The organism is Streptomyces sp. AC627_RSS907 (assembly GCF_019049165.1).
The window spans coordinates 1-15,839 of record NZ_JAGMUE010000064.1 but is presented as its reverse complement, the minus strand read 5'-3'; the positions used below and the strand labels follow the sequence as shown (position 1 = coordinate 15,839).

The following is a 15,839-nucleotide window of genomic DNA, read 5'->3' as shown; positions in this document are numbered from 1 at the left end:
GCCCCATGGCGAGCAGCAGGGCTCTCGCGGGCCTACGTGTGTCAGACGTTCCGACTCGCCGAGGCCAGCCCGACGAACCCGACCCACGCATCGGGCGACACCGTGACGATGGGCCCGCTGACGGCCTTGGAGTCCCGAACGTGCACAACTGCCGTACCGGCCGCGACCTCTACACAATCGCCACCCTCGGTTCCGCTGTAGCTGCTCTTGAACCAAGCGAGGCCGGAGGCGACGGACGAGGACTCAGCGTTGTTCATAGCGATCCCAGCACCCCTTCGATGAAGCTCAGCGACTCTCGCGGACTGAGAGCCTGAGATCGGATGATCCCACAGCGCGCAGCGGCGAGGGTCGCCAGTTCTGGGTCGGTCTGCAGAGAGCCGATTCCTTGCGCTTCCGCGTACACGAACGTCTTGCCGTCCTTGCGCGTGACGACGGTAAACGGACCGTTCACGCCCGCGTTATCTTCTCGGTCGATCGGCATGATCTGGATCTGTACGTTGCGCTGCTGGCCGATCAACAGCAGATGCTCCAACTGCCCGCGTAGCACTGCCTTCCCTCCGTACGGACGATGCAGGATCGACTCGTCGAGCACGAAGCATAGGAACGGGGCTGGGCTGCGGTCGAAGATGGCTCGTCGAGCCAACCGCGACGCCACCCGCTGTTCGATCGTTCCGTCGTCCAGGAGGGGACGTCTCATGCCGAGGAGTGCCCGCATGTACTCCTCGGTCTGAAGCAATCCCTTGACCAGGATCGTGTCGTACGAGACCAGCTCGATGGCCTCCTTCTCCAGCGCCGCCATCCCCTGAAAGAACACCGGATACTGAGCCCGCTCCACCTCCTCCTTCCACAGGCACAGCAACCCGCCCGCCCCCAACACCTCGTCCGCCCGCTCGATGGTCCTCGGTGACGGAATCCTCCGTCCCTGCTCGAACGACGCGACGGTTGCCGCCGAGTACCCGATCCGGTTCCCGAACTCCCCCCGGTCCAGCCCTTCCCGCAGCCGCAGCTTCTTCATGGTCTGCCCGAACGCGGCGACCACGCCCTTCGCCGCACCGTCCTCCGGACGCCGGCCACTCCCGCCGCCACCCCCGTCGTCGCTCTCCCACCCGTCCCCGAGACTCACGACCGCACCACCGCCGTCCCCGCCGCCCGCGAGGGCACCCGCACCCGCGTCCGCTTCGGCACTCTCCGTCATCGACCACCGCTTCCTCGGCTCAACGCCCCCGCAGGGAACGCCGTCACGCCGCGCGCTTCGTACCCGTAGAGGCACCGCGCGTACAGCCGGTCCGCGTCGGTGCGTCACCACTGGTCACGCTACGCCACCAACGGCACCGTGATCGGCATGACGAGTAATCCCGCCGACCTCACCAGCGCCACTCAACTCGCGCCCCTCGCGCCGCACATGGCTCCCCCCTTCGAGATGCGCTTCACCTCCACTCCGCGCGGAGCCCGCCTCGCCCGTCGGCTGGCAGCCCAGCGCCTCGACGTCTGGGGCGTCCCGTACGGAACCGACGCCCACGACGCGATCGTGCTGATCGTGGCCGAGCTGACCGCGAACGCCGTGCTGCACGGCCACGTGCCCGGCCGGGACTTCCACCTCCGCCTCCACATGACCGCCGACGCCCGCGCCGCGACGGCCCGCGTCGAGGTCACCGACACGCGCGGAGAGCGCGTCCCGCCACGACCGGAGGCGGTGGCCGCCGGCCAGGCCCCCGATGTCAACGAGACGGGCCGTGGGCTCCTCCTCGTCGCGACGCTCGCCACCCGATGGGGCTGGCATCCACGGTCCGACGGCCCGGGCAAGACGGTCTGGGCGGAGTACGTGGCCCACTCCGGACCGGCGATGGTTCAGTGACCGTGCAGGGCACGGATGGACGGGTACGTACCCGTACCCGTATCCTGATGGCCCCCGACGAGGAGGCACCGTGTCCGACGCCAACGTCCGTATCCCCGCCGAAGCCCGTGACAGGCTCGCCCGGATAGCGTCGTCGGAGGGCATGTCCCTGCGGGGCTACCTCTCCCATCTCGCCGAGACGCTGCTCACCCCGGAGGAGCGTGCCGAGCGTGCCGCCCAGGCCCGTGCCGTTCTGCGCGAGTGGAACGGCTACGACCCGAGCGCGGGCGAGCAGGCTGCGCTCGACGCCGAGCTCGACCGGCGGATGAGTGAGGCGGGCATCAGGTGACCGAGCCCCTGCACATCGTCCTGGACGGCACGGCGATGATCGCGGCAGGCAAGGGCAACGTGCTCGCTTCCCGGCTGATCCACCGGGCGCACGCGGAGGCCGGATGGTTCCTCTACGCCCCGGTCTGTGCCCTCGTCGAGGCCGACCGCGTGCGGCCGGGCACGGCCGAGCACCTCGCCGCGCTCCCCGGTGTCACCGTCCTCGAACTGGACCTGTCCGCCGCCCTCGCCGTGGCCCGTGAGCACTCCTGGGGCCCCGCCCACACCCGCCACGCGGCCGAGCCGACGGCCGAGCGGCCGAACGGCGCGGTGGTGGCCACCACCGACGCCGAGGCCTGGCGGGGGCAGCCCGTACGCGTCATCGACCTCGGCCCCTGATCGCGCCCGACCGCCCCGCACCTGCCTGAATGCCCTGCCGCCGGGCTGACTTTCCCGCACCCGGGCAGGGCTGTCGTACCTCACCCGTAGAGTAGAACGTGATCGATTCCGATCGCCCTGGTCCGCCGTCCCGTGCAGATCGGTGCGGTCGGTTCGCGGGACGGATCACGGCATACGGGGGCGGCAGAGCGTCATGAGACCCACACTCGCCGCGCAGACTCTGCGCGAGACCACGGTCGAGTACCTGACGACGACGTTCGCGCTGGCCGAACCCGACACCCAGGAGTCGCTGGAGGACTTCCTCACCGACCCGGCCGACGGCCTCTTCCGGGGGCCGTACCTGCGGATCAGGCGTCCCTTCCGGCCGGCGGCCAAGGGCTGGGAGCGCCATGTGGACTGGTACCCGGCGGACTTCCCACCGCCGTACGCCCACCAGGCGGAGGCGTTCGCACGGCTGACCAGCAAGGACGGGCACCGGCCCGAGCCCACCCTGGTCACCACGGGCACCGGTTCGGGAAAGACGGAGTCCTTCCTCATTCCCGTACTCGACCACTGCCGCCGGGCAAAGGACGCCGGGAAGCCGGGTATCAAGGCGATCCTGCTGTACCCGATGAACGCGCTCGCCGGCGACCAGGCCGACCGTCTCGGCGACCTGCTGGAGGATCCCCGGCTGCGGGAGGTGACGGCCGGGCTGTACATCGGTGAGGCGTCCTCGCGCGGCACCGCGCCGTACAAGCGGGTCATGATCGACCGCGCGGAGATCCGCCGCAATCCGCCGGACGTCCTGATCACGAACTACAAGATGCTGGACCTGCTTCTGCAGCGGCAGCAGGACGCTCCCCTGTGGCGGGACGCCGACCTGGCGTACGTGGTGATCGACGAGTTCCACACGTACGACGGCGCGCAGGGCACCGACGTGGCGATGCTGCTGCGGCGGCTCGCCGCCGTCGCCGGAGCCTCGGAGGAGGGCCGGCCGCTGGGGTCCGTCTGCCCGGTGGCCACCTCCGCGACCCTCGGCTCCGGCGGCGGGACGGGTGGGCCGGAGGGCATGCTGCACGTGGCCTCGCAGGTCTTCGGGACCCGGTTCCCGGCCACCGCGGTGGTGGGTGAGGACCGCCGGGACGCCGAGGAGTTCCTGTCCGCCGTCGACCACTCGCTGCCCCTGCCGTCACCCGCCGAGCTGTCCGAGCTGCCCGATCCCGCGCGGACGCCCGGCGGCATGGACGCGGTCGCCCGTGCGGTCCTGGGGTGCGACGCGACCGACCCGAGAGAGTTGGGGCGGCGACTGCTCGCCCACCCCTTCACCCACGCGGTGCTCTCCGCCGGGGACGGGCCGCTCACCTCCGCCGCCGTGCTGGCGGCGTTCCCCGCCGTGCTGGGGGCATCCCCCGCCGCGTCGGCGTGGCGGGCGGCGGCCGTCCAGGACCCGGAGCGGGCCGCTGTCGCGCTCGCCCGTTTCGCGGCCCTGATCTCGGTCGCCCGCGATCCCGAGGCGCCCGTCGGCAAGGAGCGGCCGCTGCTGCTGGTGGAGGCCCACCTGTGGATGCGGTCGCTCTCGCGGGTTCTGCGTTTCGTGGCACCGCAGCCGGTGTTCTCCTGGCCCGACGACGACCAGGCCACACTCACCGGAACCGGCACGGGAACCGGTCCTGCCGCACGATCCGGTCCGGACGCGGAACGGCAGGCCCTGGCCGTCGCCGCGCAGACCGAGCGGCGACGGCACGTCCAGCGTTCAGGACGCCTGCCCGCCGCCTACTGCCGGCACTGCGGACGCTCCGGCTGGGCGGCGATCTGCCCCGACCGCAACCCGCAGAACCTCGTCCACGCGCCGGACGAGATCTACCGCGCCAGTGTGACCGGTGGAGCCGCCAAGGGCCGGGTGCGGGCGATGATCGCCGCCACTCCGGCCGAGGCCGCCGAGCAGGCCAGGGCCACCCGGGCCCGCCGTGCCGCCCGACACGCCCGGCGCGGCGCCGCGCACGACGCGACCCTGCTGGTCCTGGAGGACAACGGCAAGGCACTGCGCCGACTCGACCCGGACGAGGTCCTGCTCGACGACGGTGACCGCGTCGCCCCGGCGCCCGAGAACGGCGTGTACGTGTGGACCTGGTTCGACAACCAGGAACAGGCCGACTACGCCAAGCAGGACCGCTGCCCGGCCTGCGGCCAGACCCAGGGCATCCGCTACCTCGGTGCCGGCGTCGCCCCGCTCGCCTCCGTCGTCGTCACTCAGCTGTTCACCGGCGGTGAGCTGCCGAGCGAGGACGAGCACAAGCGCGACCGGCGCAAGACCCTGATCTTCAACGACTCGGTGCAGGACGCCGCCCACCGCGCCGGCTTCGTCGCCAGCCGTTCCTGGAAGTTCTCGCTGCGTTCCCTCCTGCACGAGCAGCTGACGGAACACGTCCGCACCAGTCCGGAGTTCGCCGCCGACGGCGTCCCGCTCAACGAGCTGATCGCCTCCATGGTCAGTCGGGCCGCGGTCCCCGGACAGCGGCTCCTCGCCTCCGTCGTACCACCGGACCTGCACGACGTGGACCCGGTCAAGCGGCTGCTCGCAGGCAAGAAAGGCATTCCCAAGTCCACCTGGGAGCTGGTCGGCGAGCGCCTCGCCCTCAACACCCTGCTGGAGTTCGGCCTGCGCTCCCGCCTGGGCCGCACCCTCGAACTCACCCGCACGGTCGCCGCCGAGGTCCACCTGCCCGATCCGGACGCCGCGGCCAAGGCCGCGGAGTCCCTCTTCCGGGTCCACCTGGAGAAGCTGCTGCCGATGGCGGCCGTGCCCCAGGAACAGGACGAGGGAGGCCGTGCCGACGGGGCGGCGAGCCCCGAGCCCGTCGTCCCGGAGGAGGGTAGTCCGGAACGCCTGCGCCACTTCGAGGGGTATGTGCGCGGCCTCCTGGAACACGTCCGTCAGATCGGCGGCATCCACCACAGCTGGCTGGACCAGTACATAGACGGGGAGGGCCGTAGCCGGCACTACGTGTCCACCGGTCGTGCCCCCGGCATGCCGTCGTTCGGGTACGACTCGGAGGTACCGGCCTTCGTCCTCGTCGGTGCCCGCACCGGGCGTACCGACTTCGAACGCGTGGACACCCGCGACAGCTGGTACGTCGACTTCACGCAGCGCTGCCTCGGCCTGGACCGGGAGACGGCGGGAGGGTACCTGGCGGACCTGTTCGCCGAGCTGGCGGGTGAACGGATCGGCGCACTCGCCCGCCGCCGCACCACCCCGGCCGACAAGCAGCAGAACCACGGTGTGTACGGGCTGACTCCCGGCCACATCAGGGTCCGGCCGCTCGACGACGACCAGACCGCACAGGCCGCACTCACCTGCCCCAAGTGCGGCTGGACCCAGACGGTGCCGCCGGAACGGGCCGCGGTCTGGCAGGGCACCCGCTGCCCGCTCAAGCGCTGCGAGGGATCCCTCGCCCGGCCTTCCCGAGAGGCGGGCGGACGCGCGGCGCGCGACTACCGCTCCGACTACTACCGGCGCCTGTACCGGGAAGCGGACCCCTACAGCGTCGTGGCGGCCGAGCACACCGGCGTCCTCACACGCAAGGAACGCGAAGCGGTGGAGAAGGGGTTCCGGCTCGGACTCCAGCACACCGACCCCAACGTCCTGTCGTGCACCCCCACCCTCGAACTCGGCATCGACATCGGTCAGCTGGAGGCGGTCGTCCTGGCCTCCCTCCCGCCGTCCACGGCCGGCTACGTCCAGCGCGTCGGCCGCGCGGGCCGCGCCACCGGAAACGCGTTCATGGTCACCCTCGCCGACACCAGCCCCAGGGCGCTCTACCACCTGGCCGAACCCGAGAACCTCATCGCCGGCCCCATCCTGCCCCCCGGATGCTTCCTCTCGGCCGGTGAGCTGCTGTGCCGGCAGTACACCGCCTACCTGATCGACCGGGCGGCCCGTGGCACCCTTGACGGCGTGCCGCCCCTGCCGGAGCGGGTGACCCAGCTCGTGGGCCGCACCGGCTGGCTGACGCAGTTCCACAAGGCGGCGGCGGGCCGGACCGACCTCGCGGACGAGTTCCTGGGCCTGTTCCCGGAGATCGACGGTGTCCCGGGTTCCGGTGTGTCCCGCGACGCCCGCAAGACCCTGCGGCGCTACGCCGAGCACAAGCTGGCCGACGACCTGGAGCGCGCCAAGCGGGCCTGGGACGCCGAACGCGCCGAACTCCTCAGGCGCCGCGCCCTCATTTACGACGCGGCCGACGCGCTCCAGGAGGCCGTGGACGACGAGGCACGCGAGAAGCGCAACCTGATGCGTGAGGCGGCCGGTGTCTCCGCGCTCCTCCAGACGATGGGCCAGGCCGACGCACAGGGCTTCCTCGTCGAACACGGCCTGCTGCCCAACTACAGCCTCGTCGAGAACGGCGTGCGCCTGGAGGCCCAGCTCACCTACAAGGAAACGGTGCGCAGGACACGCTCGTCGGGCGAGGAGAACGCCGAGGACGCCAAGGGCAAGGACAAGCGGCCCAAGACGCGGTGGAGCAACGAGCCGCGCTCCTACGACCGGCCCGCCGAGGCCGCCCTCACCGAACTCGCCCCCGGCAACGCCTACTACGTACGCGGCTACCGGCACGTCGTCGACGGACTCGACCTCGGCCCCACCCCGCAGGACGCCGCCGACGGCATGCCCGCGGGGCTGCGGACCTGGCGGGTGTGCAAGGAGTGCGGCCACGTCCGCACCGGTGAGCACGCCGAGCAAGACACCTCGCCCTGCCCCCGCTGTGGCGGCGCGGGCATCGGCGGGCGAGGCGCCCTGCACCGGGTCGTCGTCCCCCGCAAGGTCACCGCGCACGACAAACGGGACGACGCGCGGATCGTCGACGACCACGACAACCGCACCCGGACGCCGTACACGACCGTCACCGCGGTCGACATCGACCCGGCCGACATCAAGCAGACCTGGCGGCACCAGAAGACCACCTTCGGTGTGGACCACGTCCGCGAGGCGGTCATCCGCCGCTTCAACCTCGGCAAGAGCCGCCACGGCAGGCGCAACGACACCAACTTCGCCGGCGCCGAGGTCGCCATCACCGGATTCACCGTGTGCCCGCGCTGCGGCGGCGCCACCGACCGCGAGCCCGGTCACGGACCCGCCCAGGACACCCTCAGCCAGTCCCTGCTCGGCCGTGCCGAACTGGCCCACCACCGGCCGTGGTGCCCCACCCGGCGCCGTGACAAGCAGGCGAAGCCGGAGGACGTACAGGTCATCACGGCCACCGAACACCGGACCGAGGCCCTGCGCATCCTGCTGCCCGCCGCCACCCTGAACGTCCCCGAACGCCTCGCCTCCTTCTCCGCCGCCCTCCACCTGGGCCTCGCCAAACGCTACGGCGGCGACCCCGCCCACATCCGGTCCGCCGCCGCCACCGAGCCCGACCGCGACACCGACCTCACCCGCAACTACCTCGTCCTCTACGACGCGCTGCCCGGCGGCACCGGCTACCTGCAACGGCTCGTCGACCGCGAGGGCGAGGAGTTCAGGGCCGTACTCGCCGCCGCCCAGAAGGAACTGCGGGACTGTCCCTGCGAGGGGACCCCGCGCCGGGCCTGCCACCGCTGCCTGCTCGGCTACGCCCCGGAACGGGACTACCAGCACCTCGACCGGCAGGAAGCCCTGTGGATGCTCGACGGCCTCCTGGGCGCTGACGGAAGCAGCGGCTGGGACGTGCGCAAGGACGCGGTCGACGCCGAACTCCGCTTCGTCGACCAGGCGGAGAGCGACCTGGAACGTCGCTTCATCGAATGCCTCGATCGCTGGCTCCAGACCCCGGGCAACGCGACCGCCGCCGACCACGCCTCGACACCCACCGGGCGCAACGGCAAGCAGTTCACCCTCACCCGGCCCGACGGCACGCCCGTCCACTGGGAAGTCGTCGCGCAGAAGGACCTGCACGGCTACCGCACCAGGCCTGACCTGTTGTTCCGCCCGGTCGCCGGTGACACGTCCAGTGACGGGGCGCCCCCCCTGCCGATCGCCGTCTATCTGGACGGTTATCGCTGGCACGCGTCCTCCCGCACCAACCGCATCGCCGCCGACGCGGCCAAGCGCGCCCGGCTGCGCGCCGACGGGATACTCGTCTGGCAGATCACCTGGGACGACGTCGCGGCCTGGGACCGGAGGCTCAAGGACGAGCCGGAGCGGGACCCCGACGCCCCGGCCGACCCGCTCGACGCCGTCGTCGCGGGCCGCGCCGCCGACGCCGCCTGGCCCCCGTACGACGTCACGTCCGGCGCGGGCCCCGGCGCCCTGGTCCGCGAGCAGTGGCGGAAGGCCAGGCAGGATCCCTCGGAAGTGGACACGCTGCTGTTCGAGGGAGCCATCCCCTCACTCCTCGGCTTCCTGCGCGACCCACGCCTGAACCGTTGGCAGCAGCTCGCCCAGCTCGCCGTCAGCGCGCCCGCCGCCCTGCGCAGGAGGGAACTCGTCGACGCGGATCCCGCGTCCGCCGTCGACTGGATCAACGCCGCCGTGCGCGGCGAGCCCACACCGGCGGCTTCGGGGCAGGGGCTCAAGCTTCTGACGTTCCAGGACGGATCCGGGCTGCCACTCGTCGTCGCGGGTGCCCGGCGCGCCGACGGCAAGGCGCTCCGGTGGAGTGCCCTCGCCGTGCTCGACGACCGGCTAGAGGCGGTCCAAGGCGACCGGGACGACCACCGGCGCCGCTGGAAGGCGTGGCTGTGCTGGGGCAACATCATCCAGTTCCTCGACCCCACGGGAGGCGGCCGGGCCGACGGGCTCGCCCTCGCCCGCACCACGCTCGACACCTTCGACGCCGCCCTGCTCGCCGCCACGGCCGGCCCGGCGGAGGGATTGCTCCCCGCACTGCGGGACGACGTCCAAGGAACCGGGCTCGTGCTCGCCGAGGACGACGAGGACCGTCCACAGGACGAGCCGCGACGGACCGGGGACGCCCCCGTCGGCGGCCCGGACACTCCGGCCCCGGAGGCCGACATGACTCCCGTGGAGCGCACCGCCTGGGAACTGACCCTCGGTGAACTCTCGAAGTGGGGCGACCCGGACGTCGCCGGACTCGCCGCCCGCCTCGCCGCTCGCGGCGACGTCCCGGCGGCCAGGGCCACCTGGGACGTCGACGGCGTGACGCGTACGGTCGAACTCGCCTGGCCCGGCCCTAGGATCGGAGTCGTCCTGGCCGAGGACGCCGAGGACACGGAGTACATGGCGCAGTGCGCTTCGGCCGGCTGGCAGGTGCGCGCGCCGGAACAGTGGGACGTGGACGAGCTCGCCCGCCTGCTGGGCGAGGAGGGGGTCGTGCGATGAACTACGGGGCGGGGCGGCCGGGAAACCGGGTCAGGACCCGGGTACGGGTGGAGCCTCAGGCGCACGGTGACCTGGAGCGCCGGGACGGGGCCGTGGCCGACGCGGTGGCGGACTTCGTCCGCCGGCTGCGCGCCGACCGCACCAACCGGGCCCTGCGTCTGTCCCCACTCCGCAAAGCGGGAATCGACGCGGACCTGTGTCTGGCCCAGCCCGACCCCCGCTGCATGGTTCTCGTCCTGGTGACGGACGGAGGAGACGAGATGAGCGTCCTCGCGGTCCGTGACGGAACGCGGGCGCGCGAGGAGCTGGCCCGCCTCACCGTCGAGATCAACCCCGTCTCGGGCGCCGTCGAGGTCGTCGACCAGACCGAGGCCGACGCCACCGTGGTCTCCCTGCGCGGCCGGGCCGCCCCCCTCTTCGCCTCGTACGACGACCAGACCCTCCTCGACCTCGGTGTCGTCCGGTCCCTGCTTCCTTCCCTCCGCGAGATCACCTCGGACGAGCAATTCCGGAGGCTTCTCACCCACAACCTCCCGGAACTCACCCGTGACGTCCTCCTGGCTCTGCGCGAGGGCGTACCCGCTGAGGACGTACGGCGGCACATCACGGACACGTGGCGCGCCGACGAGGAGGTCGACCCCCGCGACTGGGCACGGGCGGCGCGACGAGCGGTCTCCCGGGCGGAGACCGACGACGACGCCGTACTCGGCGCGCTGGGCCGCAGCTTCGACGCCTGGCGGCTCTTCCTCCATCCCGAGCAGCAACGGCTGGCCACGGGAGACTTCAAGGGCTCGGCGAAGGTGACTGGAGGACCCGGCACCGGAAAGACGGTCGTCGCGCTGCACCGAGTACGCCATCTCGTCGACCGCCTGCCGCCCGGCCACTCTCGCCCTGTACTCCTCACCACGTACAACACCAACCTCGCCCTGGAACTCACCGAGCGCCTGCGGCAGCTGGGCGGCGACGAACTGCTGCGCCGGGTCGACGTCCGGTCCGTCGACGCCCTCGCCCTCGCGATCGTCGAGGAGTCCCGCAGCGAGGTCGGCCGGCCACTTGATGACGACGCGGCGATGGAGCTGTGGCACACCGTGCGCTTCGAGACCGATCTGCTGGACTACGACGCCGACTTCCTGGACGCCGAGTTCAAGCACGTCGTCCTCGCGAACCGGTGCGGCACCTGGGACGCCTACCGCCGCGTGGGCCGCTCGGGACGCCCGCGCATCAGCACCGCCCAGCGCCACGACGTGTGGCAGCTCGTCGAGGCGTACCGGGCCCAGCTGGACGGCACACCGCGCCGGACCACCTACGCCCTCATCGCTGACCGGGCGGCGGAGCTCGAACAGCGCCGTATGACCCGTATCGAGGAGCAGGCCCGTTACAAGGAGAAGGAACAGCAGGGCCGCGACCTCGTCCACCGGGAGGCGGGCAGTGGCATGTGGCTCACGCCGCGCTACCGGCACATCGTGGTCGACGAGGCGCAGGACCTGTCCGCCTCGCACTGGCGCATGCTGCGCGCGATGGTCCGCAGGGGCCCGAACGACATCTTCCTCGCCGGGGACGCCCACCAGCGCATCTACGGCAGCCGGGTCGTCCTCGGCCACCAGGGCATCGAGATCCGAGGCCGGGCGTCCCGACGCCTCACCCTCAACTACCGCACCACTCGCCAGATCCTCGGCAGCGCCAACCGGCTGATCGAGGGAGCCACGTTCGACGACCTCGACACGGGAACCGACTCCCTCGACGGGTACCGTTCCGTGCTGACCGGACTGGCACCACAGTTCTGGCGCGCGCCCGACCGGCTGACCGAGATGCGGGCGGTGGCGACCCTCATCAAGGAGCGTCGCGATCTGCACGGCACGGCGTACTCGGCGATGGCCGTGAGCGTTCCGGACGGAGCCGCGGCACAGGAGTTCGCCAACGTTCTCCTCAGAGAGTTCGGACTGCCTGTCGTGGAACTCGGCCGACGCGGGGTGCCGTCCGACGAGGACGCGGTGCGCATCGGCACCATGCACCGTTTCAAGGGACTGGAGTTCCAGCGTGTCTTCCTGACGTCCGTCGGTGAGGGCCAGGTGCCCCACCAGCGCATCGAGCTGTATCGGGACACCAACCCGGACCGTTACCGCCAGGAGGAGCAGCGGGCCCGATCCCTCATGTTCGTGGCCGCCACTCGCGCCCGCGACGAGCTCGTCATCACCTGGAGCGGTCGGGCCAGCCGCTTCCTGCCACCCGACGCGGACACGACCGCCCACCAAGCCACAGACCTGCTCAGGCAGGACGGTCCACCGTCCGGATCATCGAGATCCGCCGCCTGACGACCGTTGCCCCTTACTCGAACGCCGGCATGATGTGCTCGGCGATGAGCCGCAGCTGCGTGTCCACGTCTGCCGCAGCCGCGAGGTCGCGGCCCGTGAAGGCCTTCACCAGAGCGCGGTCGGTGATCGCGCAGATCATGTGGTTCACGCCGCTGGGGGCGATGTCCCGTTCGATCTTCTCCCGGCACTCCTCGGGCGTGCCCGCGACGGAGAGGCGTTCGGCGATCTCCGGGCTGGTCAGTTCGATGCCGCGGGCCAGGTCGCCGGCGCCGATCGCGTCGATGACCGGCTTCAGGTCGGCCGGGTCCACGCCGTTGCGGCGCAGTTGTTCCTCCGGCATCGAGGACGCGTAGATGCCGACCATGCTGCGCGCCGCCTCCTTGGCGACCGCCGAGTCGGGGCCGGTCGCGAAGACCACCCAGGCCCCGATGTCCAGGGAACGCCAGTCCTTGCCGGCGCGCTCCGCGCCCGCCCGGATGTGGTGCACGGCGTAATCGTAGGCCTCGCGGGTGTAGCTGAGGGCGTGGTGACAGCCGTCGGACAACTCGCCCGCCGCCTCGAAGGACTTCGGCCCCCGCATCGCACCGAGCTTCAGCGGCAGCCGGTCCTGCACGGGCCGGGCGAACGTGAACAGGCCGTCGTACGAGAAGAACTCGCCGTCGTACGTGATCGCGCCCTCGTCGAGGAACGTGCGCATCACGCGCAGGGCTTCCTTGACCCGGGAGAGCGGCCTGGTGCGGGCCCAGTCGATGCGGTACTGCGCGAGCAGGCCGAAGTTGCCGCTGGACAGGACGCCTTCGGCGCGGCCGCCGGAGAGTTCGTCGAGTGTGGCGAGGGCCTGCGCGATGAGGGTCGGCTCGCGCAGCGTCACCGGGGAGACGCTCGGGCCGAGGCGGATCCGGCTGGTGCGGCCCGCCGCCGCGGCGAACAGGAGCCACAGGTCCTTGTGCCAGGTCTCGTCGGCGGCGTAACAGGCGTGGAAGCCGAGCTCGTCGGCGAGCCGGATCGACTCCAGGGACTCGGCCAGGGGGTAGTCGGGGAGCATGGCGTAACTGAACTTCACGAGCGCCACCTTCCGGTGCCGGGAACGGCGTGCGGGTGCGTTGTGCTCTGCCTCCCCGAGGATGTGAGCCGGCGCTCGCGCTGTCCAGAGGCCGTGTGGGCGACAACCGGGGTGCCACCCTCCAGGCCGACGGCGACTGGACCTGTCCCGCCGTCTCCTGCGGCGCGGGCTGACGCGCGCTTTAAAGACGTGCGGGCGTTCGAGCCGGTGGGATATGTTCCTGCCTGTTCGAAGGGGGACCGAAGTGGCGAAGCTCAACCAGATCATCGCTGTCGAGAAGGGTGTCAAGAGCAAGTCGCTCCAGGACATCACTGCCGCGCACGCCAAGGTGCAGAAGCCCGCGCTGCTGGCCGGCATCTCGCGTACGTACCAGCCGAAGGACGAGGAGGGCGAGCAGTTGCCGCCCGAGTCCACGCGGGTGCAGGTGCAGGCCGAGGACGTGCTGCGCGAGATGAGTACGTCGCTGACCCGGCTGTTCGACGTGACCGCCACCAAGGACTGGGCGAACTGCACGGCCCGCGCGGACGTCACGGTCGACGGGCGGACGATCGTCGCCGACGTTCCGGTCAGCTATCTGCTGTTCCTGGAGAAGCAGCTCGCCGACCTGCACGCCTTCGTCAAGAAGCTTCCCACGCTCGACGCCGCCGAGTCGTGGTCCCAGGACCCGTCCACGGACTGGTGGAAGACCGACCCGGTCCGCACGATCCGTACCAAGAAGGTGCCGCGCAACCACGTCAAGGCCGAGGCGACCGACAAGCACCCGGCGCAGGTCGAGGTGTACTACGAGGACGTGCCGATCGGGTACTGGACGACGGTGAAGTTCTCCGGGGCGCTTCCGGCGCGGCGGGTGAACGAGCTGCTGGAGCGGGTCGAGAAGCTCCAGCAGGCCGTGAAGTTCGCCCGCGAGGAGGCCAATGGTGCCGAGGTCACCGACCAGCGGGTCGGCGACGCGGTGTTCGGCTACCTGTTCGGCTGACGCCGGCACGGGTAGCCTCCACGATCGCCCCCGCGTGCGAGCGCGGGGGTGCGCTACAGGCGCGGGCCGGATTGAGGACCGGTCCGCGCGATGAGCGCAAGCTGAAACTGAAGTTCAGCCTGAAGGCGCGGGCACACCACCCGGGCCGTCAATCTCAGACTCTCGCTCCAGCTTCAGCATCGCCGCCGATCGCCGGATCGACCGAGGCCGGACGAACGCCGTCGGATGCGAGTTCGACTCTCGCCTGCACCTCTTGCACGGTGCGGTAGTTCAAAGGAAGAACACGACGGCATGATGACTGATCCGTCCTCTTAAACGCCGCCGGCGTGCGCAATTGGGTGGCATCCCCAGGGGCCCGGGAGCTGGATACGACTCCCGGGCCCCGCCACGTCCCGGTGGACGTGCTCCCGGAGCCGTCCGGCAGGCCGGGCTCCAGGCCGCGCGGGCGTGTCCGGCTAGGGCCTTTCCAGCGACCGCCCCGCCACCCGGCGCAGATGCCGCCCGAACACCTCCCGCGCCTCGGGCGTCAGCGTCCGCAGCGCCACCATGGCCGTGATCACCACGTCGCACAGCTCCGCCTCGACGTCGTCCCACGTGTGCGTGACGCCCTTGCGCGGGTTCTGGCCGGTCGCGCCGATCACCGCCTCCGCGACCTCGCCGACCTCCTCGGACAGTTTCAGCATGCGCAGCAGCAGGCCCTCCCTGCCGCCGACGGGCTGGTCCGCCTCCAGCCACTTCCACAGGGCGTCGATGGTGGTCCAGAGGTCTTCGGGGACTTCCCCGCAGTCGTCGCTCATGGCGCGCAGCCTGCCACGGGCGGCGCGCGGAGCGGTACGTCAGAGGAGTGGTACGTCAGTCGAACAGCGGGTCCTGCTGTCCCTCCGCCGCCCTGCGCACCCGCCTGTTGCGGGCGCCCACGACGACCGCCGTGGCCGCGGACGTCACCGCGAAGGCGGCCGGGACCATCCAGTTCCGGTTGACCGCGTGGCCCAGCACCTGGTCCAGGGAGAGGCGGCCAGGGCCGGTGACCGCGAGGCCCGCGGCCGTCAGGCCGAGGGAGACCGCGTACTCGTAGCCGCCGGCCTGGGCGAAGAAGCCGTTCGGGGCGTGCACCGCCGCGGCACCGGCCATCGCGCCGGCCGCCGCAGCGCCCGCGGCCGGGGTGGCCAGGCCCAGCGCCAGCAACGTGCCGCCGCCGGCCTCGGCGAGGCCCGCCGCGGTGGCGCTGGCCCGGCCCGGCGCGTAGCCCATGGCCTCCATGGCCTGGCCGGTGCCCGTGATCCCGCCGCCGCCGAACCAGCCGAGCAGCTTCTGCGCGCCGTGCGCGGCCAGGACGCCGCCGGTACCGAGTCGCAGCAGCAGCAGACCCAGATCACGCCGGTCATAACAGTTCACGTCGACTCCCTCGCGGACGACAGCGGCTCGCGACAGCGGCTCACCTCCCCACGTTCCACCCAGGACGCCGCGCGGGCCCGCCGTGGACGCCGTTCGGGTGGTGAAGCGGTGTGGGGCGGTGATGGAGCGGTGGTGGGCCGGGGCGGTGGCCCGGTCAGGGGCGGGGCGGGGTCCGGCCGATGGTCCGGTCGGGCTCCGGCCGGTGGCCCGGGGCGGGCTGGGGGGTGGAACTGGGG

The 15,839-nt window shown here is 71.7% G+C and carries 11 protein-coding genes; 6 read left to right on the top strand and 5 right to left on the bottom strand.

Annotation, left to right across the window (positions count from 1 at the left end; all coding sequences use genetic code 11):
* Nucleotides 1–41: 41 nt before the first annotated feature.
* Together KUM32_RS15870 and KUM32_RS15865 are read right to left on the bottom strand one after the other, a co-directional pair.
* Nucleotides 42–257: a DUF397 domain-containing protein gene (locus KUM32_RS15870; RefSeq protein ID WP_217142540.1), complete on the bottom strand. Its 216-nt coding sequence runs from the start codon at nt 255–257 to the stop codon at nt 42–44.
* Nucleotides 254–1,195, bottom strand: coding sequence for a helix-turn-helix transcriptional regulator (locus KUM32_RS15865; RefSeq protein ID WP_217142539.1), 942 nt, complete (start codon nt 1,193–1,195; stop codon nt 254–256). Before KUM32_RS15865 ends, KUM32_RS15870 begins: the two co-directional genes overlap by 4 nt.
* Before the next feature lie 147 nt (nt 1,196–1,342).
* Here KUM32_RS15865 and KUM32_RS15860 point away from each other — a divergent pair, with 147 nt between their 5' ends.
* The 5 genes from KUM32_RS15860 to KUM32_RS15840 all read left to right on the top strand — a co-directional run bounded on the left by KUM32_RS15860 (nt 1,343) and on the right by KUM32_RS15840 (nt 12,169).
* On the top strand, nt 1,343–1,855 hold the full coding sequence (locus KUM32_RS15860; RefSeq protein WP_217142538.1) for an ATP-binding protein: 513 nt from the start codon (nt 1,343–1,345) through the stop codon (nt 1,853–1,855).
* Between the two features lie 70 nt (nt 1,856–1,925).
* Nucleotides 1,926–2,183: a hypothetical protein gene (locus KUM32_RS15855; protein WP_217142537.1), complete on the top strand. Its 258-nt coding sequence runs from the start codon at nt 1,926–1,928 to the stop codon at nt 2,181–2,183.
* Nucleotides 2,180–2,560, top strand: a complete 381-nt coding sequence (locus KUM32_RS15850; protein ID WP_217142536.1) for a hypothetical protein — start codon at nt 2,180–2,182, stop codon at nt 2,558–2,560. The genes KUM32_RS15855 and KUM32_RS15850 overlap by 4 nt, the downstream gene beginning before the upstream one ends.
* Before the next feature lie 193 nt (nt 2,561–2,753).
* Entirely contained in the window at nt 2,754–9,857 is a 7,104-nt protein-coding gene (locus KUM32_RS15845) for a DEAD/DEAH box helicase (protein ID WP_217142535.1), read from the top strand.
* Nucleotides 9,854–12,169 (top strand): UvrD-helicase domain-containing protein, encoded by a 2,316-nt coding sequence (locus KUM32_RS15840; RefSeq protein WP_217142534.1) that lies wholly within the window; start codon nt 9,854–9,856, stop codon nt 12,167–12,169. Before KUM32_RS15845 ends, KUM32_RS15840 begins: the two co-directional genes overlap by 4 nt.
* A gap of 13 nt (nt 12,170–12,182) precedes the next feature.
* Here the strand turns inward: KUM32_RS15840 and KUM32_RS15835 are convergent, their stop codons facing one another.
* Nucleotides 12,183–13,232 (bottom strand): LLM class flavin-dependent oxidoreductase, encoded by a 1,050-nt coding sequence (locus KUM32_RS15835; RefSeq protein ID WP_217142533.1) that lies wholly within the window; start codon nt 13,230–13,232, stop codon nt 12,183–12,185.
* A gap of 244 nt (nt 13,233–13,476) precedes the next feature.
* Here KUM32_RS15835 and KUM32_RS15830 point away from each other — a divergent pair, with 244 nt between their 5' ends.
* The gene (locus KUM32_RS15830; RefSeq protein ID WP_217142532.1) at nt 13,477–14,208 is read left to right on the top strand and encodes a hypothetical protein; all 732 of its coding nucleotides are present in this window, start codon (nt 13,477–13,479) and stop codon (nt 14,206–14,208) included.
* 455 nt (nt 14,209–14,663) lie between these two features.
* Here the strand turns inward: KUM32_RS15830 and KUM32_RS15825 are convergent, their stop codons facing one another.
* Nucleotides 14,664–15,005 (bottom strand): MazG-like family protein, encoded by a 342-nt coding sequence (locus KUM32_RS15825; protein ID WP_217142531.1) that lies wholly within the window; start codon nt 15,003–15,005, stop codon nt 14,664–14,666.
* 55 nt (nt 15,006–15,060) lie between these two features.
* Entirely contained in the window at nt 15,061–15,603 is a 543-nt protein-coding gene (locus KUM32_RS15820; RefSeq protein WP_217142530.1) for a DoxX family protein, read from the bottom strand.
* Nucleotides 15,604–15,839: the final 236 nt, after the last annotated feature.